This is a genomic window from Halobacterium noricense, from assembly GCF_021233435.1.
Taxonomy (GTDB): domain Archaea; phylum Halobacteriota; class Halobacteria; order Halobacteriales; family Halobacteriaceae; genus Halobacterium; species Halobacterium noricense.
Map to the genome: position 1 here is coordinate 135,940 of NZ_CP089469.1, position 23,735 is coordinate 159,674.

The 23,735-nt window shown below is 55.6% G+C and carries 17 protein-coding genes and 7 pseudogenes; 10 read left to right on the forward strand and 14 right to left on the reverse strand.

Translation table 11 applies throughout. The features are described 5' to 3' along the window. Positions 1-344: 344 nt before the first annotated feature. Both LT974_RS16200 and LT974_RS16205 read right to left on the reverse strand, forming a co-directional pair. The gene (locus LT974_RS16200; RefSeq protein WP_232590662.1) at positions 345-1,514 is read right to left on the reverse strand and encodes an ISH3 family transposase; all 1,170 of its coding nucleotides are present in this window, start codon (positions 1,512-1,514) and stop codon (positions 345-347) included. A gap of 65 nt (positions 1,515-1,579) precedes the next feature. Then, positions 1,580-2,296, reverse strand: a complete 717-nt coding sequence (locus tag LT974_RS16205; protein WP_232590663.1) for a ThuA domain-containing protein — start codon at positions 2,294-2,296, stop codon at positions 1,580-1,582. 360 nt (positions 2,297-2,656) lie between these two features. Here LT974_RS16205 and LT974_RS16210 point away from each other — a divergent pair, with 360 nt between their 5' ends. Further along, the gene (locus tag LT974_RS16210) at positions 2,657-3,106 is read left to right on the forward strand and encodes a universal stress protein (protein ID WP_232590664.1); all 450 of its coding nucleotides are present in this window, start codon (positions 2,657-2,659) and stop codon (positions 3,104-3,106) included. A gap of 141 nt (positions 3,107-3,247) precedes the next feature. Here the strand turns inward: LT974_RS16210 and LT974_RS16215 are convergent, their stop codons facing one another. After that, positions 3,248-4,291, reverse strand: coding sequence for a TrmB family transcriptional regulator (locus LT974_RS16215; RefSeq protein ID WP_232590666.1), 1,044 nt, complete (start codon positions 4,289-4,291; stop codon positions 3,248-3,250). A gap of 142 nt (positions 4,292-4,433) precedes the next feature. Between LT974_RS16215 and LT974_RS16220 the strand changes: the two genes are divergently transcribed. Together LT974_RS16220 and LT974_RS16225 are read left to right on the forward strand one after the other, a co-directional pair. Continuing rightward, entirely contained in the window at positions 4,434-6,422 is a 1,989-nt protein-coding gene (locus LT974_RS16220; protein WP_232590668.1) for a glycoside hydrolase family 15 protein, read from the forward strand. Between the two features lie 193 nt (positions 6,423-6,615). After that, positions 6,616-7,392: a DUF7260 family protein gene (locus tag LT974_RS16225; RefSeq protein ID WP_232590737.1), complete on the forward strand. Its 777-nt coding sequence runs from the start codon at positions 6,616-6,618 to the stop codon at positions 7,390-7,392. A 3-nt stretch (positions 7,393-7,395) separates the two neighbouring features. Here LT974_RS16225 and LT974_RS16230 read toward each other — a convergent pair. The 3 genes and pseudogenes from LT974_RS16230 to LT974_RS16240 all read right to left on the reverse strand — a co-directional run. Beyond that, positions 7,396-7,620 (reverse strand): annotated as a pseudogene (locus LT974_RS16230) (IS5/IS1182 family transposase); the annotation flags it as partial. A gap of 124 nt (positions 7,621-7,744) precedes the next feature. Then, the gene (locus tag LT974_RS16235) at positions 7,745-8,971 is read right to left on the reverse strand and encodes a tyrosine-type recombinase/integrase (protein WP_232590669.1); all 1,227 of its coding nucleotides are present in this window, start codon (positions 8,969-8,971) and stop codon (positions 7,745-7,747) included. Positions 8,972-9,375: 404 nt separating this feature from the next. Continuing rightward, positions 9,376-9,777 carry a hypothetical protein gene (locus tag LT974_RS16240; protein WP_232590670.1) on the reverse strand — a complete coding sequence of 134 codons (402 nt, stop codon included), beginning with the start codon at positions 9,775-9,777 and terminating at the stop codon, positions 9,376-9,378. 49 nt (positions 9,778-9,826) lie between these two features. Here LT974_RS16240 and LT974_RS16245 point away from each other — a divergent pair. Beyond that, positions 9,827-10,826: pseudogene (locus LT974_RS16245) on the forward strand (IS630 family transposase). A 185-nt stretch (positions 10,827-11,011) separates the two neighbouring features. Here the strand turns inward: LT974_RS16245 and LT974_RS16250 are convergent. From LT974_RS16250 to LT974_RS16265, 4 genes and pseudogenes are all read right to left on the reverse strand, one after another. Beyond that, positions 11,012-12,178, reverse strand: coding sequence for an ISH3-like element ISH27-2 family transposase (locus tag LT974_RS16250; RefSeq protein WP_012289254.1), 1,167 nt, complete (start codon positions 12,176-12,178; stop codon positions 11,012-11,014). 20 nt (positions 12,179-12,198) lie between these two features. Further along, a pseudogene (locus tag LT974_RS16255) lies at positions 12,199-12,905 on the reverse strand (IS6 family transposase). Between the two features lie 336 nt (positions 12,906-13,241). Next, positions 13,242-14,021, reverse strand: a complete 780-nt coding sequence (locus tag LT974_RS16260; RefSeq protein ID WP_232590671.1) for an IclR family transcriptional regulator — start codon at positions 14,019-14,021, stop codon at positions 13,242-13,244. Between the two features lie 164 nt (positions 14,022-14,185). Further along, positions 14,186-15,157 (reverse strand): D-2-hydroxyacid dehydrogenase, encoded by a 972-nt coding sequence (locus LT974_RS16265; RefSeq protein WP_232590672.1) that lies wholly within the window; start codon positions 15,155-15,157, stop codon positions 14,186-14,188. A gap of 240 nt (positions 15,158-15,397) precedes the next feature. Between LT974_RS16265 and LT974_RS16270 the strand changes: the two genes are divergently transcribed. Continuing rightward, positions 15,398-16,397 (forward strand): IS630 family transposase gene (locus LT974_RS16270; protein WP_232590673.1). Its coding sequence is split into 2 segments (ribosomal slippage): positions 15,398-15,891 and positions 15,890-16,397, totalling 1,002 coding nucleotides; the frame shifts between segments, so codons are not numbered across the junction. Here the strand turns inward: LT974_RS16270 and LT974_RS16275 are convergent. After that, positions 16,357-16,797 (reverse strand): annotated as a pseudogene (locus LT974_RS16275) (DDE-type integrase/transposase/recombinase); the annotation flags it as partial. The gene LT974_RS16270 and the pseudogene LT974_RS16275 overlap by 41 nt on opposite strands. A gap of 115 nt (positions 16,798-16,912) precedes the next feature. Here LT974_RS16275 and LT974_RS16280 point away from each other — a divergent pair. Then, complete coding sequence (locus LT974_RS16280; RefSeq protein ID WP_232590674.1) at positions 16,913-17,707, forward strand: DUF7260 family protein; 795 nt, start codon at positions 16,913-16,915, stop codon at positions 17,705-17,707. Positions 17,708-18,215: 508 nt separating this feature from the next. On the opposite strand, the gene LT974_RS16285 is transcribed toward LT974_RS16280, so the two are convergent. After that, positions 18,216-19,466, reverse strand: coding sequence for a Cdc6/Cdc18 family protein (locus tag LT974_RS16285; RefSeq protein WP_232590675.1), 1,251 nt, complete (start codon positions 19,464-19,466; stop codon positions 18,216-18,218). A 564-nt stretch (positions 19,467-20,030) separates the two neighbouring features. On the opposite strand from LT974_RS16285, the pseudogene LT974_RS16290 reads away from it, so the two are divergent. From LT974_RS16290 to LT974_RS16305, 4 genes and pseudogenes are all read left to right on the forward strand, one after another. After that, positions 20,031-20,466: pseudogene (locus LT974_RS16290) on the forward strand (ParA family protein); the annotation flags it as partial. Between the two features lie 490 nt (positions 20,467-20,956). Further along, a pseudogene (locus LT974_RS16295) lies at positions 20,957-21,484 on the forward strand (ParA family protein); the annotation flags it as partial. Next, entirely contained in the window at positions 21,484-21,945 is a 462-nt protein-coding gene (locus tag LT974_RS16300; protein ID WP_232590678.1) for an acyl-CoA dehydrogenase, read from the forward strand. The pseudogene LT974_RS16295 and the gene LT974_RS16300, both read left to right, overlap by 1 nt. A 112-nt stretch (positions 21,946-22,057) precedes the next feature. Continuing rightward, a pseudogene (locus tag LT974_RS16305) lies at positions 22,058-22,191 on the forward strand (IS4 family transposase); the annotation flags it as partial. Between the two features lie 25 nt (positions 22,192-22,216). Here the strand turns inward: LT974_RS16305 and LT974_RS16310 are convergent. Both LT974_RS16310 and LT974_RS16315 read right to left on the reverse strand, forming a co-directional pair. Further along, positions 22,217-22,603: a putative toxin-antitoxin system toxin component, PIN family gene (locus tag LT974_RS16310; protein ID WP_332840565.1), complete on the reverse strand. Its 387-nt coding sequence runs from the start codon at positions 22,601-22,603 to the stop codon at positions 22,217-22,219. Positions 22,604-22,613: 10 nt separating this feature from the next. Further along, on the reverse strand, positions 22,614-23,729 hold the full coding sequence (locus LT974_RS16315) for an RNA-guided endonuclease InsQ/TnpB family protein (RefSeq protein ID WP_332840566.1): 1,116 nt from the start codon (positions 23,727-23,729) through the stop codon (positions 22,614-22,616). Positions 23,730-23,735: the final 6 nt, after the last annotated feature.

The following is a 23,735-nucleotide window of genomic DNA, read 5'->3' on the forward strand; positions in this document are numbered from 1 at the left end:
ACGGGGGCAAGGCGTTCCGGGTCATCCAGCAGATACTCAAATCGACGGACTTGGAGACGGTTCTCACACAGAAGAATGCGTCTGTCAGCGTCGACAGTGCTCGCCTCTACAAGCGCGCAAAGTATCGCTACTGGATGACAAGTACGTCCAGTTTTGGGAAGCCCGGTATCAGTACCTCACAAAGCGTCCTCAGTTGAGTCAGTCTGAGGTCTGATTTCTGTTGCGGAGTGCAGTGACCGACCGCGATCTCCTCACAGATCGACGGGAAGCTGTCGCTGTCGGCGGCGCTCAGCCGCCGACGCGACAGCGTCGCCACTCAGTGCCGGGGCTGTCCCGGTCAGTGGTTAGCGGTGGAATCGGTCGTCAGGTGGTCGGTTCGCGGGGACGGCCCGACGCACCGCGAGGGCCGTCCACGCAGCCCGTCGAACCATATTCACGAACTCCTTGTACGGCCACCACCAGAGGCGACGCCCGCCTCGGCGCGGCGTCGCCACGTATTCATAGTGGAGATACCGCCAAACATTCTGTAGCAGCAGACTCACTACGACGTACAGCAGTCTCACCGTCGCGTCTCGTGTCGTTGTCGTCGCTATCGCTTGCTCGGACAAGCGATAGCTCGATTCGATACCGAAGCGTTTGCTGTAGTGGTATCGAGCGTCGCGTGGTGTCTCGATGAACGGCGCGTCAGCGGCGTAGCCGTGACGCGCTACACCGTTCTCGTCATATCGTCCGTTCAGGTACGTACAGTCGATGTAGACGGGAAACTCGACGGTCCAGCTGTGACCGTCGAGTTTCCCTGTCAGGTTGTGTTGAATAATGCGACTCCACCCTTCCGAGAGTTCCTGCTGAATCGCCTCACCCCACCGGATGATCGGGACAACGTAGGCGTAGTTGTGCGCCTGAAGCAGCGTGAGACACTTGCTGTCGTAGAATCCACGATCAAGGTAGACGGCCTTGACCTCGGTGTCAAGGCCGTCGAGAACACCAAGGAACTCAGCGAGGACGCTGCTGGCGGTGTCGCCGTCTTCGAGACGGCGCACCGCCAGCGTGTAGCGTTTGTTCTTCACACGCGCGTAGAGTGTGGCGTAGGCGTGGAACGAAGTGGTTCCTCGCTTCGCTTCGGAGTGGTAGAGAGCGTCTGTGTCGTCTTCATCACCGTAGTAGGGTCGCAGGTGGAGGTCTGCGCAGACCTCCACCTGCTCGGGAAGCAGCTCAACGATGTCTCGTCGAAGAAGCGTGTTAGCGACTCGTTCGAGCCGCTCCGGCTCGAACTTCGTCCGTAGATGATAGAGAATCGTGTTCGCCGATGGGGAGTCTTCACTGGAGTTGCACAGCGTCGAGATCGAGGTCCCGTCGGCGGTCGCGCCGACGAGGACCTCGTAGATGTCCTCTGCATCGATTTCAGCGTTGTTGGCGAGATTCAGAGAAACTTCCTCGTCAAGGCAGTTGACGAGGAAGTTAAGGAGCTGGTCCTCGTGGATTTCATTGTCCGCTTGCTTTGCTTGCTTGGACACAACTCAGCAAGCGGACTCCTTCAACTTGCGAGCTTTGTGAGGTACTGGGTATCAGTACTAGGCGTTCAGATGTCCTCAATCGGGTCAACGTTCCCGAATGTCTCATCAACGACACCCTCTGGAGCCGCCCATTCGACAGCATTTTTAATGACCTGTTGGACCATCTCGTCGTAGTAGGTTGGGTACGTCTCGTGACCAGGACGGAAGTAGAAGATTCGACCGGCTCCGCGACGGTACGCGCATCCCGATCGGAACACCTCACCGCCCTCGAACCACGACGAGAAGACGAGCGCGTCTGGTTGCGGAATGTCGAAGCGTTCGCCATACATCTCCTCGCGGTCGAGTTCAAACGACTCGGGAAGGCCCTTTGCAACTGGATGGCCTGGTTCGACGACCCAGAGGCGTTCGCGTTCGCCGACCTCACGCCACTTCAGCGAGCAGGACGTACCCATCAAGCGCTTGAACGGCTTCGAGTAGTGCGCAGAGTGGAGAGGGACGAATCCCATGCCGGCGAGGATAGCCTCTTGTACACGATCCACCACCTCGTCGGACACCTCGTCGTGGGCCATGTGGCCCCACCAGAGGAGGACATCCGTATCATTGATAACGTCCCGCGTTAGGCCGTGCTCGGGGCCCTCGTCGAGAGTTGTCGTCCGCACGTCATGGCCCTCCTCGTCGAGGAATTCGGCGATGACAGCGTGGATGCCGTCAGGGTACACCTCAGCAACGTCGTCTCTCTCGCGTTCGTGTCGGTGCTCGTTCCAGATGGTGACGCTGACCATCAGTAACCCACCGTAGCCCGCGAATTGCGTGTTGCTCGGAGTACGATTTCGTACACGAACGACGGGTCTCAGGGTGGGTGTAAATAAGTTGGCGTTCCGATTCTGGTAGTGTTCAGATAAGCAGTTTTCAGAGGGGGAGTTGGTGGGAACAGCTGAAAGCCCTCGAATATCTCTGCTCCCGCGACTCGCTGCGCGCGTTCGCTCGCTCACGTGCTTACTTCGCCGAGACGCCTCGCCCTTTCAATCCATCAGGAATGCCAGTTGAAGCGCCGAGCGCGGCTAGCCGGTTTCAGTCCTTATCTGAACACCACCTCGAGAAGTGATGCAAATTTTAAGATGGGGTGGGATGACATACAGTATGTGGCATTAGACAGCATCCTCCTTGCAGTCGGTCCAGGAGATAAAGAACGCGCAGAGAAACTCGCAGAATTCGTCGCAGACGTCGCTGGACCAGCTGATACTACAGTGGTCCTCTTGCACGTTTTCACGCAAGATGAGTATACCTCTGTGACTGAAAGATTAGGAATCGAGAGCCCCACAGAGATAGCACCGGATGAGGTCGCTCAGCGCCACGAAACAACTCGGTCCATCTCGAAAACGCTAGACGAGGCTGGGATATCCTACGAGATTCGAGGAGCCGTCGGCCCGCATGGTGAGGAAATTATTCGGCTAGCCACAGAGGACAACTCGGGCCTCGTTGTCGTTGGGGGGCGAAAACGCTCACCGACGGGGAAAGCCGTGTTCGGGTCGACCGCGCAAGAAGTCATGCTCTCCGCTCCCTGCCCAGTAACGTTCGTCCGTGGGGAGTAGTTGAGCGCGGTTCAATAAATTGGTGTGAGTACCACAACGCCAATCATTCTGCATCAGGCCGTCGAGTCGCTCATGCTTCCCAGATATTTGCCCCGTCACGGAGTTTGTTAGGACAGTAGGTCAAACGCGAAGAATTTATACTTACTCGCCAGCGGAGAGTGTGATCTGCGTCGCCTCAAAATCTTCCGTAAACGCCTGTGAACCGCCGACGGAAAACTGAATGTCGTCTCTTTTTACAATAAGCGTCTCCTGGGTCGGAAACTGGTTTGTAACCGGGCGAATAAGGCTCTGTTTGACGTCAACAACCGTCACCTCGGCGGTCTCGAACTCGTCGCTTGTTTGGGCCGGTCGCATAGCTATTTCGGCTCGAATAGTTTGATGATCGAACAGTTCCAGGGTCGCATCGAACACCGCGTGTCGGAAACTGGAGTATGTCTGCGGAAATTCGTGGATTTGAGAGATCCATTCCTGGGTGGCCATTGGCCAGTAATTTGCGATGAACGAATCGAAAAACGTGGACACGATCTGTGCCTCCGCGTGGAAGATGGCACGTTTATCTGAATTTGACTGCACCAACATTTCGGCGGGCGCGACGATACCGTAGGATCGGTCCACGGTCAGGATGAGCGGGGCAGCGGCGTCCCAGCTGCGGACAACATGGGCACACTCGTCAACCGTCTGGCCATCGTAGTCCGAGAGCATGAGAACGGAGAAAACGTTGTCTCGATATGCTCCCTTGATTGAGGTGTTCACGTGGTCAAACAGCGGCCCGGGTATCGAGAGTACCACTTCTTCCTCGGCGGAACTGATTAACTCGTTTATCTGATTCAAGAGGGTTTTACGAGCTTTGAGTACTTTGAACTCCTGTTCCGTACGGCCGCTGGAGTCGTACAGTTGCTCCAGACGTTCCCCGATTGTGTACAGTTGTGAGACGAGATCTTCGATACCTTCCTGAGGCTGTATCGCTTCTATCTGTGTCGGAACCTGGTGGTCGTGTATTTCGACTAGCCCGCGATTTTCGAGTTCGTCGATGATGTCGTACGCGTAGCTTTTTGAAATGTCTGCTTCCGTCGAAATCTCACTTACCTTCGTGCTCCCATTTCTTAGGATGGTCAGATACGCGAGGACCTCCTTCTCCGAGAGACCGAACCGAGTTAGTTCGTCGATAAATGCGGCGTTTGTCATTACTAGTAGGTAGGCGGCAGACAAGTAAAAGAACTGCGAAGGTTTTTCTATTATCAAAATCCCAGTCGCTTTCTCGACAATATCTATGAAGTATATTGTATTTTCTCAAAAACCTTATTAGCATACCGGGTGATTTCCCCCTATGATGCTCCGATCGTCACTGAGGGATTATAAAATGAACAGCGGCACGAGCGGATTGTTCCCCGGCGAGCGACGGTCGCTGAACGGGTTGTTCTGCAGTTCTGACTCCCGACTCCTATACGTCGATAGAACGGGCGGTCTCCAAGACTACTCGTATCCTCTGTCGGGTCAATACGGAATCACTGAAACACGCATCGGGATACGGGATCAGGAATCAATGCAGTGGCTCGACGAGGCCGAGGTGGTCTCGCAGGAGTACCTCGACGACAGTGCGCTAGTCCAAACAACGTACGATTTCGGCGCGTTCCGGCTGATTCAGCGTGACTTCACGACGGGAATTTTCCACAATACCTCATTCAAACTACAAGGCGGATACACGTCAGCGAGCGAGCTAATCGGGGTATTCAGCTTCTCTCCAGAGGGACAGGAAGGACGCGTCGGTCAACTGGTCCACGGCGATGTCGTCGAGATATATCACGACGCAGAACATGACTATCTCACCTCCTCGAATGGTTTCACAGACGTCATCCCTCAGGTCCCGGCACGGTTCGACAAGATACTCTCGGAAGATGCCCAGTCACTTCCGCGGTCGCTTGAACGAGACGACTACGAGGAGAGTCGACTAACGGGGAGTACCTGTGTCATCGCACCAATAGAGGAAGGTACAGTGACGATAACGAACGCGGTGACTGATATCTCCGTGACCGATCGACGAGAATCTCTCTCCGAGATTAGAGACGTCGCCGCTTCGCATGCCTCTCCTTCGGAGATCAAAGCCAAGGCGTGTAGCGAATCAGTCCCGCTCCCGGAGCATTCAGACTCGGTTAAAACAGACCTCCGCGTAGTAGATTTCCTCTCAGCGGACACCGGTGCGAGGATCGCTGGGCCCGATTTTGACCCATTTTACCAAAACTCCGGCGGGTACGGCTACACGTGGTTCCGGGACGATAGCGAGATCGCTATGTTTCTCCTTGAAGCCGACCGAGCACTAAAACTCGATCTCGAGGAAACGCACAGGCGAAGCGCGAAGTTCTATGTCGAGACGCAACTGGATGACGGCCGCTGGCCCCACCGAGTCTGGCCCAGGAACGCTCGCCTGGCGCCAGGATGGGCGAACGGCCACATCGAGGGGAACGACAGAAGCTATCAAGCTGACCAGACCGCAAGCGTACTCGTTTACCTGGCGAACTACCTGACGCGGTACCGTGACCGACTCCCAACCGGTTTAAAAGCGGACATCCGGGGTTCATTGGCCACGGGACTGGACGGTCTGGACGAGTCTCTCGCCCCAGATGGATTACCTACGACGTGCGAGAACGCTTGGGAAAACATGAACGGCCGGTTTACGCACACTGCCGCCTGTTTCCTCCGGGCTTACAGCGCTATCGCTGCCGCTCCGATTGACACACGTCTTCGGGAACATGCCCGAACTCAGGCAAAGAGCGTGTACAACTCGCTACACCAACTGTGGGTGGACAACGAGAGATATTTCGCCATGCGAATGACCGACGGTAACCTGGACCCCCGAATCGACGTCAGTACTGTAAGTCTGATCGATGCCCATCTCGCGTTTCGCGAGATCAACGACGTTGAGAACAAACGGACTGAGCAGCTACGGGAACACCTTGTGACCGTTTTCGATCGTCTCTGGAAGGACACCGGCGAAGTGCGAGGACTGATTCGATTTGAAGGAGACACATGGCGGCGCCGCTCCCAAGAAAGCGAGAAGGTGTGGACCGTGGCGACCGGATGGGGAGCGTACGCGGCGGAAAAATCGATCTCGCTCCTCAACGGATCAGAAAATGAATACGACCCGTACGAGTGGTCTGATCGCCTGTTCCAAGAGATTGATTACGGTGGCTCCCTATGTCTGTCGTCGGGGTACCTGCCGGAACAGTTCTTCGATACGGGACAACCGGACAGCGCGACGCCGCTGGGCTGGCCACACGCTATTCGACTTGCAACCTTCGCTCTCCGGGAGATCCGATAACGATGCGTCGAGATCGATCAAACGCCGTTCGTGGTCCGACGGTGAACGAATTCGTGGAGTATCTTCGTAATCTCATTGAGCACGATTTCAACAAGGTCGTTCATACACTACTATAACCGCCGGAGGCCACATTCAACTCTCGACGACAAACACCATCGAGAAGGTACAGAATGTGTTATCACACACCAATCCAATGAGAGAGGTAGCACGCGACCGTAACCCCCAATACTTCGTGGCCTCCCTGCGGCAGTACGTCTTTGCGCCGCTCTCGACAGCAGCGCGTCGCGTCGACCGCGAGCAGACCGAACTCACTGCAGAGCGGAACGCGTACGAGGCGTTCGACGACTGCCTCCAGTCAATCACTTCTGAAGCCCCTCCACCCAGGCAGCGCCCTGCTGCAAGTATCTCCCGGCACAAACAGCAGGTCGGAAAGACAGACCGCCTCCGAACCACCTACGAAGAGACTGTGATGGATATTTCACACTACGAGCGAGTCTACGGCGAGCCGCTCGTCGAGCATGTCTCACGGGAGTTTCACGCCAAATTCGCCAGCGGGTTCAAGCACACCACTTCCATCCCCTTCACGGCCGAGTACAAGCGCGCACTTCGACAGCAAGTGAGACAGGCCATTGAACGCCGCAAGGACATGCTCGGAACACTTAGAGAAGAATCCCAGGCAATCTCGGACGCCTGTACCTCACTCAAGGATATCTCGATGCCTCTCCAGACAACTATCATCCCGGAGTGGCACACCGAGTCGTTCACCACCAAGCTCAACACTGTGTCGAAACAACGACAGAAGGTCCTCCGAACTCGCGACAGCATCGATCACATCGACGTCCATTCTCTGTGTGCGTACCTCTACGCCGACGAATCCTGGACGTACCCGGTACTCACCGCAGTTGCCCGGATGCGGGAGACTGTATCCCTCGAACCGTCTCACTTGAAGGCTTCGAAGACCGACGCCTGAACGGGCCGCATTGAGGCCGATCTCCCCGGTTATTTGTGGTATCTCTTTGAGCAAGTCGATCGTCATGCGGTAGGACGTATCGAGGTAAATCCGGAGACAGTGAAGCGAAACTAGTGCGTAGTCGGCGAATCCGTCGCCACCATCTGGGGCGGCGGATTCGCCTCCATCGCCAGTAACTCTTTGAGCAACCGGCACAACTTCCCCAATGAAGCGGGAGATTTGGGTCATGAACAACTGAAGTCTCCCGCTTCAACTCCTTTGATTTAGCGGCCTACCTCGCTTCTGTCTGGCGATTCAACACAGCCCCTGAACGGTACCGTCATCCAGTAGTCCTAGGAGTTGACTAGCAGCGCTAGCCGTCGATCTCTTCAAGGGCCTCGGTGGCAACATCACCGAGTTCACCGGCCTCAATGTGTGAGTAGCGCTCTCGGACCATCTCTTCGGAGTTGTCGAGATATCGGGCCGCCACCGTATACCCGAACGCGCGGACTAGCACCTCGCCCATCCCACGACGGCCACCATGCGGAGCAAGGTAATCGTGTTTCGGATGGTCGATATTGATCTCTGCGGGCTCTGAGAGCCGTTGGAGAATCGATCGTGCGCCGTCCGCCGTGATCGACGGCGGCCGAATGTCCTCATCGAACGCCAACAGGAGATCGCGAGCGTACCCCGCACGGCGTTCGGCGATTGATTCTGGACGTTCCCCTCGTTCGGCTAGCTCTTCCTGGACCAGCTCTGCGAGCGTCCGTTGGTCGAACGTCGGAAACACGGGCCAGCGTTCCGTCGGTGGGTCCATCAGCTGGCGGTAGCTCCGCAGCGGCGAGATCACCGGGTCGGGGAGACTGGCGGCGTCCCACTGCTGTTTCTTCCGGTAGACGTCCATACTCCCCTCGTCGAACGAAAGGTCCTCCCAGCGAACGCCGCGCCGGCGCGGGTCGTTCGGGTCCCGGAGGAGTTCCCCGACGCGGACAGCTGTGTACGCGAGGACGAACACCAGAGCCCGGTCACGACCCGCCTTCAACGCCGCGTAGCGCGCTCGCTGCTTGTCGACGGGATCAGTATCCTCCGAGAGTGTCGTGTACGCCTCGACAGCGTCGCGGGCCCGTTCGTCGACGTTCTGGGTGAGGGCGTGGCGCTGTTCGGACGTCCAGGCCTGCTGGTCGCCGGGCTTGCGGCCGTCGTCCTCTGGCAGCGGCGCCATCGCACTCGCTCGCTGCGCGTAATGCGCTTCGAGATACCCCTCGTTGACACACCACCCGCACCACGCAGAGATATAGCGGTAATAGGTTTGTACCGTATTCTGTTTGAGTCCCCGATCTCCACCGAGATGCCGGGCATACTCCCGGAACACTCGTTCGTCTAGATCGTCGAAGGTCGGCTCCCGGTCGACGTTGTCGGAGACGATTCCGGTCCAGTCGTCGTCGCCGCGGTCGCCGGCGGCCCACTCGGCGAACCGCTCGAGCTCGCGAGCAGCGTTACGTCGATAGTTCCCACCATCGCCACCGCGGCCCTTCCCCTTGTCCTGGAGGTAGCGCTCGAAGCTGTCGTCGAGCGGCGTCGAAAGTGCTCGGTCAGGCATTCACCGGCCCTCCACCGTCCTGCGGGCCCGGTCTCGGTGTCTCCACCCGGGGGAAGCGTCGTCGTGAGGCGGTTGCAGCATTCGTGCTTCACCGACGGCGGCAGGGTACTTCAAAGTGGTCGTGATTATTGGCATAATCAGGACCATCAGGGTTAGATCCGAAATGCGTCGGTTTCGACGGTTTCCAGGTCCCTATCCGTTGAGTAGTCGATACCCATACTAGTATAAAGTATATTCTGCTATATCAAATTCTGGGCGTGACGTTCGAGAGATTCGGCGTTTGGATTTCTACAAACCACTCACCAGACGACACTACTCCGGACGCCTCAACTCAATACACTACCTCTCATATTGACCCCTCTCCGAGTATCACCAAAGAAGGGATTCAACAGGCCTAAAGACCCCTATATTTCTCCGCCGGGAACTCCATACCAGTACTGCGTGTTGGACGCGTCTGGGCCGTTGTCGAAGTCGGCTTCGTAGTGATCGGCCGTAATTGTCTCTCTGTAGTCGATACTCGTCCCGAGGTCGCAGATGGAGAGATAGTCCTTCTGCCAGGTGATATCATCGGAGGAAGAGTTATAACTCCAGTTTAGCTCCGTGACTTCTGAGCTTCCAGTGGAGGAGAAGTAGAGGTCGGGCTGTGAGTACGATGCCGAGAGGGATCCACTCCCACTTGTGTCGGTCCCGATCGAGACACTGATACCGCCGGTTATCGTCCACGTCCCGTCTTTTGTTCCGGTTGGCGCTCGATTGATAATCGTCGGGTCGGAGGCGACGGATTCATTCCACTGGTGGCTGGCCATACTATAGTAGTCGTTAGAATTATTTGCGATAAGATTGTTGCAGTAGGTAGTGGAGCACCTCGACGAGAGCTCCGTCGAAGAGCTACAAGATGCTCTCGACAACGTGGAGGGAAAGAAGCCAACAGAGCGGTTGTTAGCCGCGATTGCGTACAAGAGCGGTGTCACGCAAGCTGAGCTAGCCCAGTAGTACGACGTTCATCGGATAACAATCTACAGTTGGCTCACCCGACTCAACACCGACGAGTCGCTTGAGCAGGCTGTTACTGATGCTAAGCGAACTGGGAGAAAGCGAAAACTCTCACAAGCACAGCAACAAGAGTTCGAACGCACGGTTCACGAACCGCCCGAAGAGGTCGGGCTTGACGCGCCGGCGTGGACGCCGGCGCTCGTCCAAGAATATCTCGAAGATACGTACGGCGTCGAATACTCCTCTCCGAGTTGCCGGCGGCTGTTGAAAGAAGCTGGACTAACCTATCAAAAACCACGCCGCACAGCCGCCGAAGCCGACGAAGATGAACAAGAAGAATTCCACGACGAGCTCAAAAAAGCGAGCGGAGATGGACGCCACCGTAGTCTGCATCGATCAAACGAAGAAATCTGTGCAAGTTGAGCCGCGTGCCGCGTGGTTTCCACGCGGCACGCGGCCCTCAGTCGAACTCTCCGGACAGCGTGAGTGGACGTGTCTATTGGGCGCGATCACCGAGGACGGTGATCGCTTTTTCTCCCGCTTCGAAGAGTACGTCACCGCCGAACATGCGAAACATTTCATTCTTGCATTATGTGAAGAGTTCGAAGATGACTTGCTCGTCGTCCTAGATGGAGCGCCGTATTTTCAGGCGTCGGCGGTCACGGACCTGGCGGCCTGTGACGACCTCGCGTTCGTGACGTTACCACCGTACTCGCCGGAGTTGAATCCTGTCGAAGAGTGCTGGAGACAGTTGCAAGCAGCTCTGAGCAACCGCTTCTTTGACTCACTCGACGAGCTAACGACCGCAATCGATACCGCTCTCAACCAGGTCTCCGTTCCAAAAGTGAGTAATTACTTCTAACGCCTACTATCAGTACCTCACAAAGCATCGCCGGCTAATCCGACTTGAGCCATCTGTTCTGTTGTGGTGAGTCGTCGATCACGGTTGAGCAACGCTGATCGAAGGCGGAGCTGTCGCTGTCGGCGGCGCTCAGCCGCCGACGCGACAGCGTTGCCACTTGCGGAGACGCCGTACTCGGTGGGTGACTACCGGTGGAACCGGTCGTCTGGTGGCCGGTTCGCGGGGACGGCCCGACGCACCGCGAGGGCCGTCCACGCTGCCCGTCGAACCATATTCACGAACTCCTTGTACGGCCACCACCAGAGGCGACGCCCGCCTCGGCGCGGCGTCGCCACGTATTCGTAGTGCAGATACCGCCACGTGTTCTGCAACAGCAGACTCACCACGACGTACAGCAGTCTCACCGTGGAGTCTCGCGTCGTTGTCGTCGCTATCGCTTGCTCAGACAACCGATAGCTCGACTCGATACCGAACCGTTTCGAGTAGTGGTATCGAGCGTCGCGTGGATTCTCGATGAACGGCGCGTCAGCGGCGTAGCCGTGACGCGCCACGCCGTGCTCGTCGTACCGTCCGTTCAGGTACGTACAGTCGATGTAGACGGGAAACTCGACGGTCCAGCTGTGACCGTCGAGTTTCCCCGTCAGATCGTGTTGGATGACGCGACTCCACCCTTCCGAGAGTTCCTGCTGAATCGCTTCACCCCACCGGATGATCGGGACAACGTAGGCGTAGTTGTGCGTCTGTAACAGCGTGAGACACTTGCTGTCGTAGAATCCGCGATCAAGATAGACGGCCTTGACGTCGGTGTCAAGGCCGTCGAGGACACCGAGGAACTCAGCGAGGACGCTGCTGGCGGTGTCGCCGTCTTCGAGACGGCGCACCGCCAGCGTGTAGCGTTTGTTCTTCACACGCGCGTAGAGTGTGGCGTAGGCGTGGAATGCGGTGGTTCCACGCTTGGCTTCCGAGTGATAGAGGTTCTCCGTGTCGTCTTCATCACCGTAGTAGGGCCGCAGGTGGAGGTCTGCGCAGACCTCCACCTGCTCGGGGAGCAGTTCGACGATGTCTCGGCGAAGAAGCGTGTTAGCGACGCGTTCGAGCCGTTCCGGCTCGAACTTCGTCCGTAGATGATAGAGAATCGTGTTCGCCGATGGGGAGTCTTCACTGGAGTTGCACAGCGTCGAGATCGAGGTCCCGTCGGCGGTCGCGCCGACGAGGACCTCGTAGATGTCCTCTGCACCGATTTCAGCGTTGTTGGCGAGGTTGAGAGAAACTTCCTCGTCAAGGCAGTTGACGAGGAAGTTAAGGAGCTGGTCCTCGTGAATCTCACTGTCTGCTTGCTGGGTCGTAGACACACCTTCAGCAAGCAGACGTTCTAACTAAGCGGCTTTGTGATGTACTGACTATTGTTCTGGACCTCCTCGATCGGTGTCTTTCCATCGAGAGCTTGATGCGGTCTGTGGTGGTTGTAGTAATGCATAAACTGTTCAAGCCACTCTTGGACGCTTGACCGACTGCCAACCTACGAATTATGGAAGTGGTCGACCCCCATTTTGAGGGTGTGAAACCACTTTTCGATCAGGTTTCGCTCGGTATAGTTGACCTGACCGCTCAATCCTAATCGAGAGAGGGAAGTCCGATAGCCGAATTAATCAACCAGAAACTCAGCATCGGAGAGATCGTGTTTCTCCTTGAGCCGATGCAGAAACGCAGCGGCCGGATCAGTCCCATGCCGACCAAATAATGCGACGTCAAGAATCAACTTTGTCTCGGTGTCTATTGCAGCGTATAACTAAGACCACTCACCGTTAATCTTGACAGCGGTTTCGTCAACCGCGACCCGCTTCGGCTGCGCTCAGGCGGGTCTCATCCGCTGTCAGCCAGCCGATGAACCCAGTTCCAAACCGCGCCATGAGAGCGTTCAACGCCTAATTCAGCTAAGATCGTTGTTGTTTCTCGAAGTGAACAACCGGTCTGGTGGAGGCGGACGGCGAACACCCTGACGGGCGTCGCCGTCCGCTCATTCTCCTAAGTTTCTTCTAAATCCGGTTCATAGCGCTCGCTGAGCAGGTCTGCGAGCATCTTTGGACAAAAACTCAACGATCTACTCGCTTCTCAAACTAACTCAACTAGACAGTGCCCTATAGTGAATCTGTTGGCTGGGGAATCAGTTCTTGGTCAATGATGTTGACCGGGTTCTGTGGGTTTAGAATTGGCCAGTGTGGCATAGTTGGCGGTTATGACGAAGATCAGGGAAAGACACGCGTAAATCGGAGCTCCTAACCGGATATAATGCCGGGTCGAACCCCTACTATTACAAGCATACCTGTGTAATTCCTTCGAGAGGATGAGGCAATATCTGATCCCATCCAACTATATTGAATAGTATCGGATGCTCTATCGAGTCGACAGTAACACTCAGTAATGTGAATAACTGAGTTCGATCACATTCGCCGCCTTCTTGACGGCCGTGACTATTTCGTTAAACCGATTGTCTTCCTCCATTCGGTTCTTTGGACCGGAAACCGAGACAGAGGCGATAATGTCGTCCGTACTACGACTGTGAATAGGGGCGCCGATAGTGAGCACACCCTGCCGTCGGTCCTGGTCCTCTACGGAGTATCCGCGCTCTCTTGTTTGCTCTAGTTCCTCAAACAGTTCCTCTCGGTCCGTAATGGTGTGTTCGTTCGCACGCGGAAGCCCACGTTCGTCAACGATAGATTCGACGTGTTCGATAGAGTAGTGTGCAAGAATAGCCTTTCCGAGCGCTGTCCAGTGCATATGTGTGTACTCTCCAACCGGTGCGTTATCGTGAATCGAATCACGACCTTCGGACTTGTAAATCAGAACTCGAAGTCCGTTTTCCTCAATCCCAAGACTAGCGACTTCACCAGTTGTCTCCTCAAGTTTGTCCACCTCAGATCTTGCGGCTCGAAATAATTTTGACTGATTTCGCAATTCACCACCGTAGTTTAAGAATCGATAGCTCAGGGTGTACTCGTCACCATCTTGAACGACGAAATTCCTGTTCTGCAGTGTTTGAAGATGGATATGAACTGTGCTTTTTGGGAGATCCAGATTGTGGGCCAGTTCCGATAGCCCAACACTCCCTTCAGACTTGATCTGTTCAAGGATGTCGAACGCTTTATTGACTGAACCCAGTGTCTTTTTCGCGCCATTTGAGGGATCAGCGACCATATAGACACTACCTTGCTTCAATGCTTTAATTGTATCTACGTCGTCACGGCGGAATCAGTTGGTCAATATTGTTGAACTCATACCCTGAACCGCATCACGGACAATTTGGCATCAATAACGAATCAATGAAACCAGACCGCGAAAAGGAGGGCGACCTCAGTGAATCAAGACTGTACGAGGTTCTTCAGGGAATTGTCCCGATCCGTCTCCGAAAGCTGGGTAACGTTTTCTGCGACGATATCTGCCAGGCGGTCCCAGTGCTTCGGACTATGGCCAGCATTATGGGGTGTAATAATGACGTTCTCGAAGTCCCATAGTGGATGATCGGCCGGGAGCGGTTCGGGATCGGTAACGTCGAGTGCGGCGCCGTCGATCTGATTCTGCTGGATTGCGGTAACGAGGGCATCCGTGTCGATAATCTTCCCACGACCGACGTTAATCACTCGGGCGTCCGACGGAAGTGTCGTGAATTCCTCCTCGGAGAGTAACCCGCGTGTCGTGTCGGTAAGCGGCGCTGCGATAATGAGGTAGTCCGTTTGAGCGAGAGCCTGCTCAAAGTCCGCCTGGTCAAAGCCGATCACTTCATCTGTCGGACCGCCTTTCTCCGGTGTGTATCTGACCCCGATTGTCTCAACCTTGAATGCCGACAGCCGTTCTGCGACTGCGGACCCAATGGAGCCCAGGCCGACGACGGTGACTGTACTCCCCATCAATTCCTCCGCCTGATAGTGACGCCATTCATTACGCTGTTCGCGTTCCTGGCCCTCGCGGAGCTGGCGTGAGAAGGTTAGTATGTATCCAGCAACCTGTTCTGCGATATTGGGTGCGTGAATACCGGATGCGTTGGTTACTGCGATACCCATCTCGTCGAAGGTATCTAACGGGAGGTGGTTGTATCCCGCTGCAATACCGGCGAACAGCTGGAGGTCTTTCGCGTGTTCTAGTAATTCCGGGTCGATGTCGACGCCGGAGACGACCGTTGCATGTTCGATGAGCTCACGCTCTTCGACTGAGGTTGTCGCAAGCTGGACATCATGATTCGGTAACCGATTTGCGAGCAAGTCGGCGTAGTCACGTGCGTGAAGCCCGTGCGTATTGGATCGCAGGACGAGAACATCCGGTGTATTGTCATTCATGGATATCTCTGCCGGCAGAAGTGATTTACATCACTCTGTGGCTGTGTAGTCTGCCAATTAAGTGGCACCATATTAAACTTCCCCACGAGATTTTTCACGATAAGATAGATTCCCACGGCATTGGGCCCGTACAAGCGTGAAATAATACAATCATGTTCGATACTGTGGGACGTGGAATTGGACCCAACCAAACTATAGTAACCGGTAGAAATTTTTACTCAGAGATAGTTGCAGTAGCTAGTGAATCATCTCGACGAGATCACCGTCGAGGAATTGCAAGACGCTCTCGACAACGTGGACGGAAAGAAGCCGACACAACGGCTCTTAGCCGCAATCGCGTACAAGAATGGTGTAACGCAGACCGAGCTAGCCGAGTGGTACGACGTGCAGCGACGGACCATCTACAGCTGGCTCAACCGACTCGACACCGACGAGTCGCTTGAGCAAGCCGTTGCTGATGATAAACGAACTGGGAGAAAGCGTAAACTCTCAGAATCACAGCAAGAAGAGTTCGAACGCACGGTTCACGACCCACCTGAAGAGGTCGGGATCGACGCGCCGGCGTGGACGCCGGCGCTCGTCCAACAGTATCTTGAAGACACGTACGGCGTCGAGTACTCCTATCCGAGTTGTCGGCGGCTGTTGAAAGAAGCTGGACTAACCTATCAAAAACCACGCCGTTCAGCCGCCGAAGCCGACGAAGACGAGCACGAAGCGTTCCACGACGAGCTTAAAAAAGCGAGCGGAGATGGACGCCACCGTAGTCTGCATCGATCAAACGAAGAAATCCGTGCAAGTTGAGCCGCGTGCCGCGTGGTTTCCGCGCGGCACGCGGCCCACCGTGGAACTCTCTGGCCAACGCGACTGGACGTGTCTATTGGGCGCGATCACCGAGGACGGTGATCGCTTTTTCTCCCGCTTCGAAGAGTACGTCACCGCCGAACACGCGAAACATTTCATTCTCGCATTATGCGAAGAATTCGAAGATGACTTGCTCGTCGTCCTAGATGGAGCGCCGTACTTCCAGGCGTCGGCGGTCACGGACCTGGCGGCCCGTGACGACCTCGCGTTCGTGACGTTACCATCATATTCGCCGGAGTTGAATCCTGTCGAAGAGTGCTGGCGGCAGCTGCAAGCAGCTCTGAGCAACCGCTTCTTTGACTCACTCGACGAGCTAACGACCGCAATCGATACCGCTCTCAACCAGGTCTCCGTTCCAAAAGTGAGCAATTACTTCTAACGTCTACTATATTATTGAACGAGGAAGTCCGTCGTTTTATCTCTCGAAAAACACGTTCGACAGCATTCCGATTCCCATGACGAACGTTCTGGAATCGAAGCCCGAATCGCTGGAGTGCTGTTTTGAGATGCTGGGCGTGATCAACCAGAAACACCGCGTCTTCTATCGTGTTTCTCGCGTAACTCCTGCAGGAACTGTTCAGTCAATACCGTTGTTGTCGTCGGAAACAGCCGTACATGCAGGATTGTTCGAGTTGGGATTGACGGTAGCGTACAGCCAGTACTGCTGGCCGTCGATGCGGATCACCGTTTCGTCAACCATAATCTAATCCGGACTCGCATCGCTGGCGGGCTGTAGATCAGATTTCCCCCAGCCAGTCATGGATGGCTTTCCGCGAGAATGGTGATGGTATTCTCGACGGTGATCTCAAGGTCATCGTGCTAATGACGTAACATTCGGCACTCGAATGGTTTGCGGCAGTAGATTTTTGCACCATGTTACTGTAAAACACACATATGAGCGACGCAGATAGTAAACGGAACCCACAGTACTTCGTGGACTCTCTCCAGCAGCACGTGCTCGCGCCGCTGTCGACGGCCGAGTCCCGCCTCAATCGGGAGCACGCCGAAGTAATCGTCGAACGAGACGCCTTCGAGGCGTTCCGCGAGCGCCTGGACAGCATCGACCCGGCACCGTCGACGTCGCCGGACCGGGCGACACGAATTTCGAATCACGCGTCTACGACCGACAGAGTCGACCGCGTTCGTACTGCCTACCACGAAACTGTCCTAAACATGCCACACTACGACGACACGTACGATGAATCGCTCATCGAACACCTCGCCGGCGAGTTCGGCCCGAAGATTGCTGAGGGCGTTCGACCCGAGTCGTCGGTGTCGTTCACTGCGGCGTACAAGCACGTACTCATAGAGGTAGCAGCGGAAGCCGCGCAAAGACGTGAGAACTTCCTCGAAACCATCGACGAGGAAGCACGGTCAATTGAATCGGCGTGGACGGATCTCAAGGACATCTTCGCCGCGCTGGACACGACGATAATTCCGGAGTGGCACTGCGAGTCGTTCACGGAACAGCTCGACGCCGTCGCGCAGCGCCGCCAGCGAACGATTCAGCAACGAGACTCAGTTCCTCGCTTCGACGACCACTCCCTGTGCGCGTACCTATACGAGAACGAGTCGTGGACGTACCCGGTGTTGACGGCGGTCGCGCGGACGCGGGAAGCTGTCAGCCTCGAACGCTCAACCAGACCGGGAACCACGAACGCGGCTGACCCCGGGAGACGGAATTCGTGACAAATCATCCGTTCCATTCGTAACGCTAGGTGCCAGAGATCTTGAGGGAATCATCGGGAGATTTCTTGCAACTCGGTACGCGAATCTGATTTCCGAGAGACGGCTTTCAACAGTTATCGGCATCACATTCATCGGATTTCGAAGGCTTCGTCATTCAGCAGTTCTCAATTTGACTGGTGTACATGCTTCAGCGCGGCTTAGTTGGTAGGCTAGGATGGCTAAAGATACGCCTGGGAGAGAGTATTCCCGACGGTCGCGGATGCATGCCATTCAGTGGCTGTAAAGTGCATCATCAAGGAAGAATTCACATTCTAGACGAGCGAGCCGCATCGCTGTGAGCGAGCAGGCTGGGTGGTTCACCACCCCAACTGTCGAATGTAAATGCCTCATAACGACGTGTCTGACGTATGTACGACAGTATTAGAAAGCCCCGCGGAGCTGGCAATGTTACAGAGTGCGGTGGGACACACCAGGTGTCGAATGAAATCAGTTGTCTGCTCCTAGCACGTTAAATGCTCACGTTATTGACGTCAGCAAACCGGTCATCCTGGTGAATAACTTGCTTAACGACCTCCGGATCTTCCATCAGGAAGTAGTAATGTGTAACACCTTGCCCGCGGCCACGACCGACGCGTTCAGACCGGCCAAGAATATCAAGGAACACTTGTTCACCGAGCCGGTCAGCCATCCGCCGATGTGAGAGTGTATCCATATCTAAGAGTGCCGTAAGTTGCTTGTATACGTCGTATATCTGGCGTGTCGAAAATTCGCTGTCGTCAGGATTGTTGTCTGCGAGGAGTGAAAGAGAGTACACGGTGGCTTTAATCTGCGGTGGCTGCCCTTCGAGAAGTTGTGCGAACCGATCGATGTCCGCTTTCTCTCGTGCATCTCGAACGTGTTCCTCAAGGACTTGGTCCGCTCCAGCATCTTTGGCTAGCTCTCCCGCGTTACGAAGGATATCGAGCGCTTTCCGAGCATCACCGTGTTCTTGCGCAGCAAATGCAGCGCTTAATGGAATCACATCATCTGTGAGAACACCATCGTGGAACGCGTCAGACCGGTTATGCATGATATTTCGGAGTTGGTTAGCGTCGTATGGAGGAAATACGAATTCCCGGTCTTGCAGACTGCTGAGCACGCGTTCATCGAGCGTATCTTTGAACGAGATCTTGTTACTAATGGCGATGATGCCGACTTTACAGGAGTCGACTTTCCCAGCTTCCCCGGCGCGTGACAGTTGCATTAGTATCTCGCTGTCTTTGAGTTTGTCAATCTCGTCGAGGATGATAACGGCAACATCGTACAGTTCGTCGAGGATATTCCAGAGTCGGTGGTAGTAGACGTCAGTTGAGAGTCCGGTAACGGGAATCGAGATGTTCGTTGCCTCTGGGCTGTTGAGGTTTCGAGCGATATTGATGACAACGCGGGTTTCCGTTGTGGATTGCGTGCAGTCGATGTAGACACGCCCCATGTCTGTATCGTTGGTTTCAGCGAATTGCTTGGCGCTTTGTGTGACGTGTTTCGCTACGAGTGATTTCCCAGTCCCGGTTTTCCCGTAAATGAGTGTGTTTCGTGGGGATTTGCCACGGACTGCGGGGTGGATGCTGGAGGCAACGTCTTCGATTTCTTCGTCACGGCCGATGATTCGGTCTTCGTCGGGAATATGGTCGATGTCAAGGAGTTCTTTCCTGGCGAAGATGGCGTCCTCGCTCGCCCAGATGTCGTTGAGTGATTGTTGCGACCCGGTGTTATCGGCCATACACTCGACACCCGGTTGAATGCATATAAATCCACAGGTCCCTCCACCCCAGGTGTCGAATGTAAACACCGAAAATCAGGACTTTTACGCCCTATAGTCGGATTTAAGTGAAGTCTCCCACACCATCCGTCGGATGAAGATTGAGGGGCGGTCGTCGAGTGTAAACCGTGACATGTGTGGCAGTAATTACGGCACGGTTCTGAGACACCCACACCCCAGGTGTCGAATGTAAGTCCCTAAAATACCCAGGTAAAGACGCTTACAACGCTATACAGTATTAGTAGCAGATTACAGATGATGTGGGGATTCCCAAAACAGGCTATACTAGGGGAAAGGTATAAGTCATTAGCAGTAAAACAATAACCGTACTGCAACAAAGTAAAAGAGAAAAGGAGCGGCTAGCTCCTTCTTTCTATTCTTCCAGAACAAAAACGCGAGTATCAGCCTGTCTCTCCTGCTTCTCGTATGGATTTACACTCGACACCTGGGGTGTGTGCCCGAGACCATCTATCTTTGAAGAGAAAATCTCTCTCCAGGAAACGTGAATCCGACAACGCTCAACCAATCCACGCCCAGCGGGAAGTTGCATTCCAACGCGCGGGCCTAGACACGCTTGTCATCGACCTGGACCCACAAGAAGGGAACCTAACGACCCTCTTCGATGTCGGTGAACATCGCGGCGACCCAGACGCCGACAACATCGTCCGACACATCCTCGAACGGCCAAAAGGTGAATTTGGAGATCTCATCGAGACCAGCAGCAAGGGTGTAGACATCGTTCCAAGTCACGACATGCTTGGTGATTTTACCAGCAATCTCGAGCAGAAGATCACCTACGAGGCACAGATGGAGAGCATGGACAGAGAAGACTACCCCCGGTTTGAACTCCTCCACGACCTCCTCTGGAAGGAAGAACAACTGCAGAACAAGTACGGCGCTGTTCTGATCGACCCGAATGCTAGCAGAAGACCTGCTGTTTGACATCCTCCTCCGGCTGAAGGCGGAGGAATCCCGAGCGGTGGGAGTGACAGGTTTGCAACCACGGACGCCGCCACTTTACGGGAGTTCACATCTACCCCAGTCGTCGTGGTCGGTGGCTGTCTAGCCGTGCCAAGCGGCTGTTACTCCTATCCTCAGTGTCGGTGACTCCCAGCTGTTGTTTTTGCCAGTAGGGAGTCGCTGACACGTCAACGGACCCGGAGGTATCGTCGGGCTTGCTCAGGCCGACGGGCACACGGCGAACCCTTCGAGGATTCGTGTTCACCGCGTCGGCGTTTCGGATACTGTCTCATTGAGTGGCGGATAGACCGCCTCCGAAGGACGGTTCGGAATCCGCTCCGTTCCGACCTGACCTTACCGACGTATAGCGGTCCTTGGAATTTGAATGTTAGGATTGGAAACTCGGCTCTGCTATTGACTGTGGAACGTGCCACTGAGTGACGGCGCGTATCCACGGCCTGAAGGCCGTGTGGTATTGCGCCGGTACAGCGTATAACTCAATTTTCGCGCTCCGAACACTCGTTGCGCCTGTCAAGCCAGCCGGAAAGGGGAATTTGAGCCTCGACGGCCTTGAACAACTGGTCACTGGAATGGAGGAGAAACTCGACATTCAGGTCGGGCTTTCCTGCGTCGTGCCGAGTGGCGTAGGACAAACGAACGCCCACCAGCAGTACCAGCGCAAATTCGACGCCACGGAGGAATTCGCGACGCCCGTCTCAATCGGTGACCGCGAAAGCATGATGGATGAAATGTGGGAAGCGCGTGGGTCTGCGTTCAAGGTCGTCGAAGAGCGCTGGAAAACCCACGAAGTCAACGGCGAGATGGTTTCCGAGCCGGGGCCGCGTCGCGTCTCCGACCGGGAACTGGAAACACTCGAGAAACTGTGGACTCTAGCGGCCTTCATCGCGACCGAAACCTTCGACGAGAACTTCGATGAGGAACTGCTGTTGAATATCACTGACCACGAGGACGTAACACTTCAGCCAGCACTCGGAAACGAACCTGAGGTGACTAACTAATGGGAGGCATGAAGAAGGGCTCTGGTGATCTGAGCTTCGAGGATGACTCTAAGGGCAACGAGGAAACTGACGCCAAGAGTCAGTCCGGAGAAGCCCCCACAGCCACCCCCGAACAGGACGCCGACACGACATCGACCGGCTCCAGCGACTCCGACAACACTGGTAGCGTGACAGACGCATCGTCTGAAACTGAGAGTGATTCGGCCGAAGAGTCACCAACATACCCTTACTTCGTGCGGCGGAGTAACGTCGGCGATGAGCGCGACACGCGACTGGAAATCCATGTTCGCGACGATGTTGCAGACACCGAGACCGAGTTCCTCAATAACCTCGCGGAAGAGCTTGGGACGACTGACGTGGCGAAAACGGACGCACGAGAGTATGCTCTGGTGCTCGCTCACGAGCGGCCGGAACTCGTCGCCGAGTTGATGCAGGAAGACGGCTACGGAGAACTTGATTGACTGAGTAACGTAGGCAGTGGCAAGGACGAATGATGCCGATTACGGATTTCTTGTGGTGTACGCGTGGGTTCGACAGTTCGAGTCGCTGTCACGCGGTTTTGACTTAGCTAAAGACGGATGGTACCTCGGTTACTCGCCACCGCCGTTGCTGGAGCGGCTGATTGAAGACGCACAGAAGTCCACCAGCAACGACTGATCTTACAAGAGACGCTCGCTACCGCTACGCAACCGTGGTGTGAGTCTTAGCTAAAGACGAATGCTCTAAGGCGGTTCACTCTGCTTCGAGCTGCTCGTAGAACGTTCGGGGGTCGACAATTTCGATACTACGGAACGAATCTAGATCGAGGAGGTGCTGATCACCAGAGACAACATAATCTACGTTGCCAGCAACAGCGGCTTCGAGGAACTTGTCATCGTCAGGATCGTCTTCAACAGCGGTGATCTCTTCATCCGGCTCGACAAATTCCGCGAAATAGCGGATCGTTTCGACCTCCTGTTGGACTTCGTCTTCGTCCATTCCAAACCGGTCCGGGTACTTGAGGAGCGTCTCGCGAAACTCTGTGAGGGTCTCGACGGAGACGATGATCTGGTACTTACTGCTAAAGCCTTTGACGACGACGTCGTGTGGGACGCCGGCCGCGATAACGCTTGAGGTCAGGGACCCACCGCTAAAGCGGTGGGGTTGTCAGTGGACTCCCGCTCTGGCCGATACTCTCGGCAGGCGAATAGTCGCCGTTCGCGTTCAGCGTCCCTGACTTCAGCGCAACCTGACAGTTTGCGCGTCCAGCACCAGACTTGAGCCAGTGCTGGAGAAGCCGCCACCCGATATTCCGGGCGGCATTATAGTCGGCGTGCAGTTCCTTCCCACAGTTCAGGCACTCGAAGTCGTCACCATCACGATTGTCCTCATGCGTGAACCCGCACGCTGCGTGGCTGCACCGCTGACTCGTGTACGCCGGCTCAACCGACTCCACCAGTATCCCGTGCTCTTCGGCTTTGTACTCGGTGTACTCCTGGATCGTGCGGAACGCCCACTGCTGGAATTTACTGGCGTTCGAAATACGGTCACGAATCTGCTCGAGATCCTCGAACGCAATAGCCGAACAGTCATGGCGGCGCGCTTCTTGCACGATGGCTTTCGAGACACGGTGGAGATAATCCTCACTCCAGCGTGAGAACCGTGATCCAATACTCTGGATGGTGAGGTGGGCGGACCGAGTGCCAGTCTGTTGCAGACGACCACGCCGTCGTTCGTACTCGCTGCGCTTGTGGTTGAGGGAGTCCGCATTCCCGAGGAACGCGCCCGTACTGGTGACAGCAAGCGAGCCATCAACGTTGAGGTCAACGCCGAGAACCGCTCCGTTCTCGACTGCTGACGCATCCGTCTCTAGTTCCTTCTCGACGGCGACGTGGAGGTAGTACTCGCCGTCACGCTTGTGGAGAGTTGCCTCGTTGCGTTCCCACTCCTCACTATCCCAATACTCCGCAAACGGCGTGCCTTCGTCGTCCTCAGGCGTCACGTATTCCGCGCGAATGCGGCCATCGACGGTGGCAAGCGTACAGTGGTCGTCGTTGTACGTAATGGTGCGGACGCTGTACACGAGGACCGTCCCGCGGAAGGTGGGCTTGCTTGCGGGTTCGCCCTCGAAGATGCGATCTTGGCAGTTCGAAAGAGCGTTAGCCGCGAGGCTGCGCGCTGACTGAACATGGTTGGAGTGCAGCTCCGTGTCCTCGCGCACGTCGTCATAGGTGGCGGCGTTGAGGTCACCCTGGTCAGTAATAATCTCAGT

Excerpts from the sequence above, each read along its gene's own strand:
- LT974_RS16225 (WP_232590737.1), top strand. The coding sequence starts at position 6,616 with ATGAGAGAGGTAGCACGCGACCGTAACCCCCAATACTTCGTGGCCTCC.
- LT974_RS16215 (WP_232590666.1), bottom strand. The coding sequence starts at position 4,291 with ATGACAAACGCCGCATTTATCGACGAACTAACTCGGTTCGGTCTCTCG.
- LT974_RS16235 (WP_232590669.1), bottom strand. The coding sequence starts at position 8,971 with ATGCCTGACCGAGCACTTTCGACGCCGCTCGACGACAGCTTCGAGCGC.
- LT974_RS16285 (WP_232590675.1), bottom strand. The coding sequence starts at position 19,466 with ATGGCCGATAACACCGGGTCGCAACAATCACTCAACGACATCTGGGCG.
- LT974_RS16205 (WP_232590663.1), bottom strand. The coding sequence starts at position 2,296 with ATGGTCAGCGTCACCATCTGGAACGAGCACCGACACGAACGCGAGAGA.
- LT974_RS16280 (WP_232590674.1), top strand. The coding sequence starts at position 16,913 with ATGAGCGACGCAGATAGTAAACGGAACCCACAGTACTTCGTGGACTCT.
- LT974_RS16220 (WP_232590668.1), top strand. The coding sequence starts at position 4,434 with ATGATGCTCCGATCGTCACTGAGGGATTATAAAATGAACAGCGGCACG.
- LT974_RS16260 (WP_232590671.1), bottom strand. The coding sequence starts at position 14,021 with ATGGTCGCTGATCCCTCAAATGGCGCGAAAAAGACACTGGGTTCAGTC.
- LT974_RS16265 (WP_232590672.1), bottom strand. The coding sequence starts at position 15,157 with ATGAATGACAATACACCGGATGTTCTCGTCCTGCGATCCAATACGCAC.
- LT974_RS16300 (WP_232590678.1), top strand. The coding sequence starts at position 21,484 with ATGGGAGGCATGAAGAAGGGCTCTGGTGATCTGAGCTTCGAGGATGAC.
- LT974_RS16240 (WP_232590670.1), bottom strand. The coding sequence starts at position 9,777 with ATGGCCAGCCACCAGTGGAATGAATCCGTCGCCTCCGACCCGACGATT.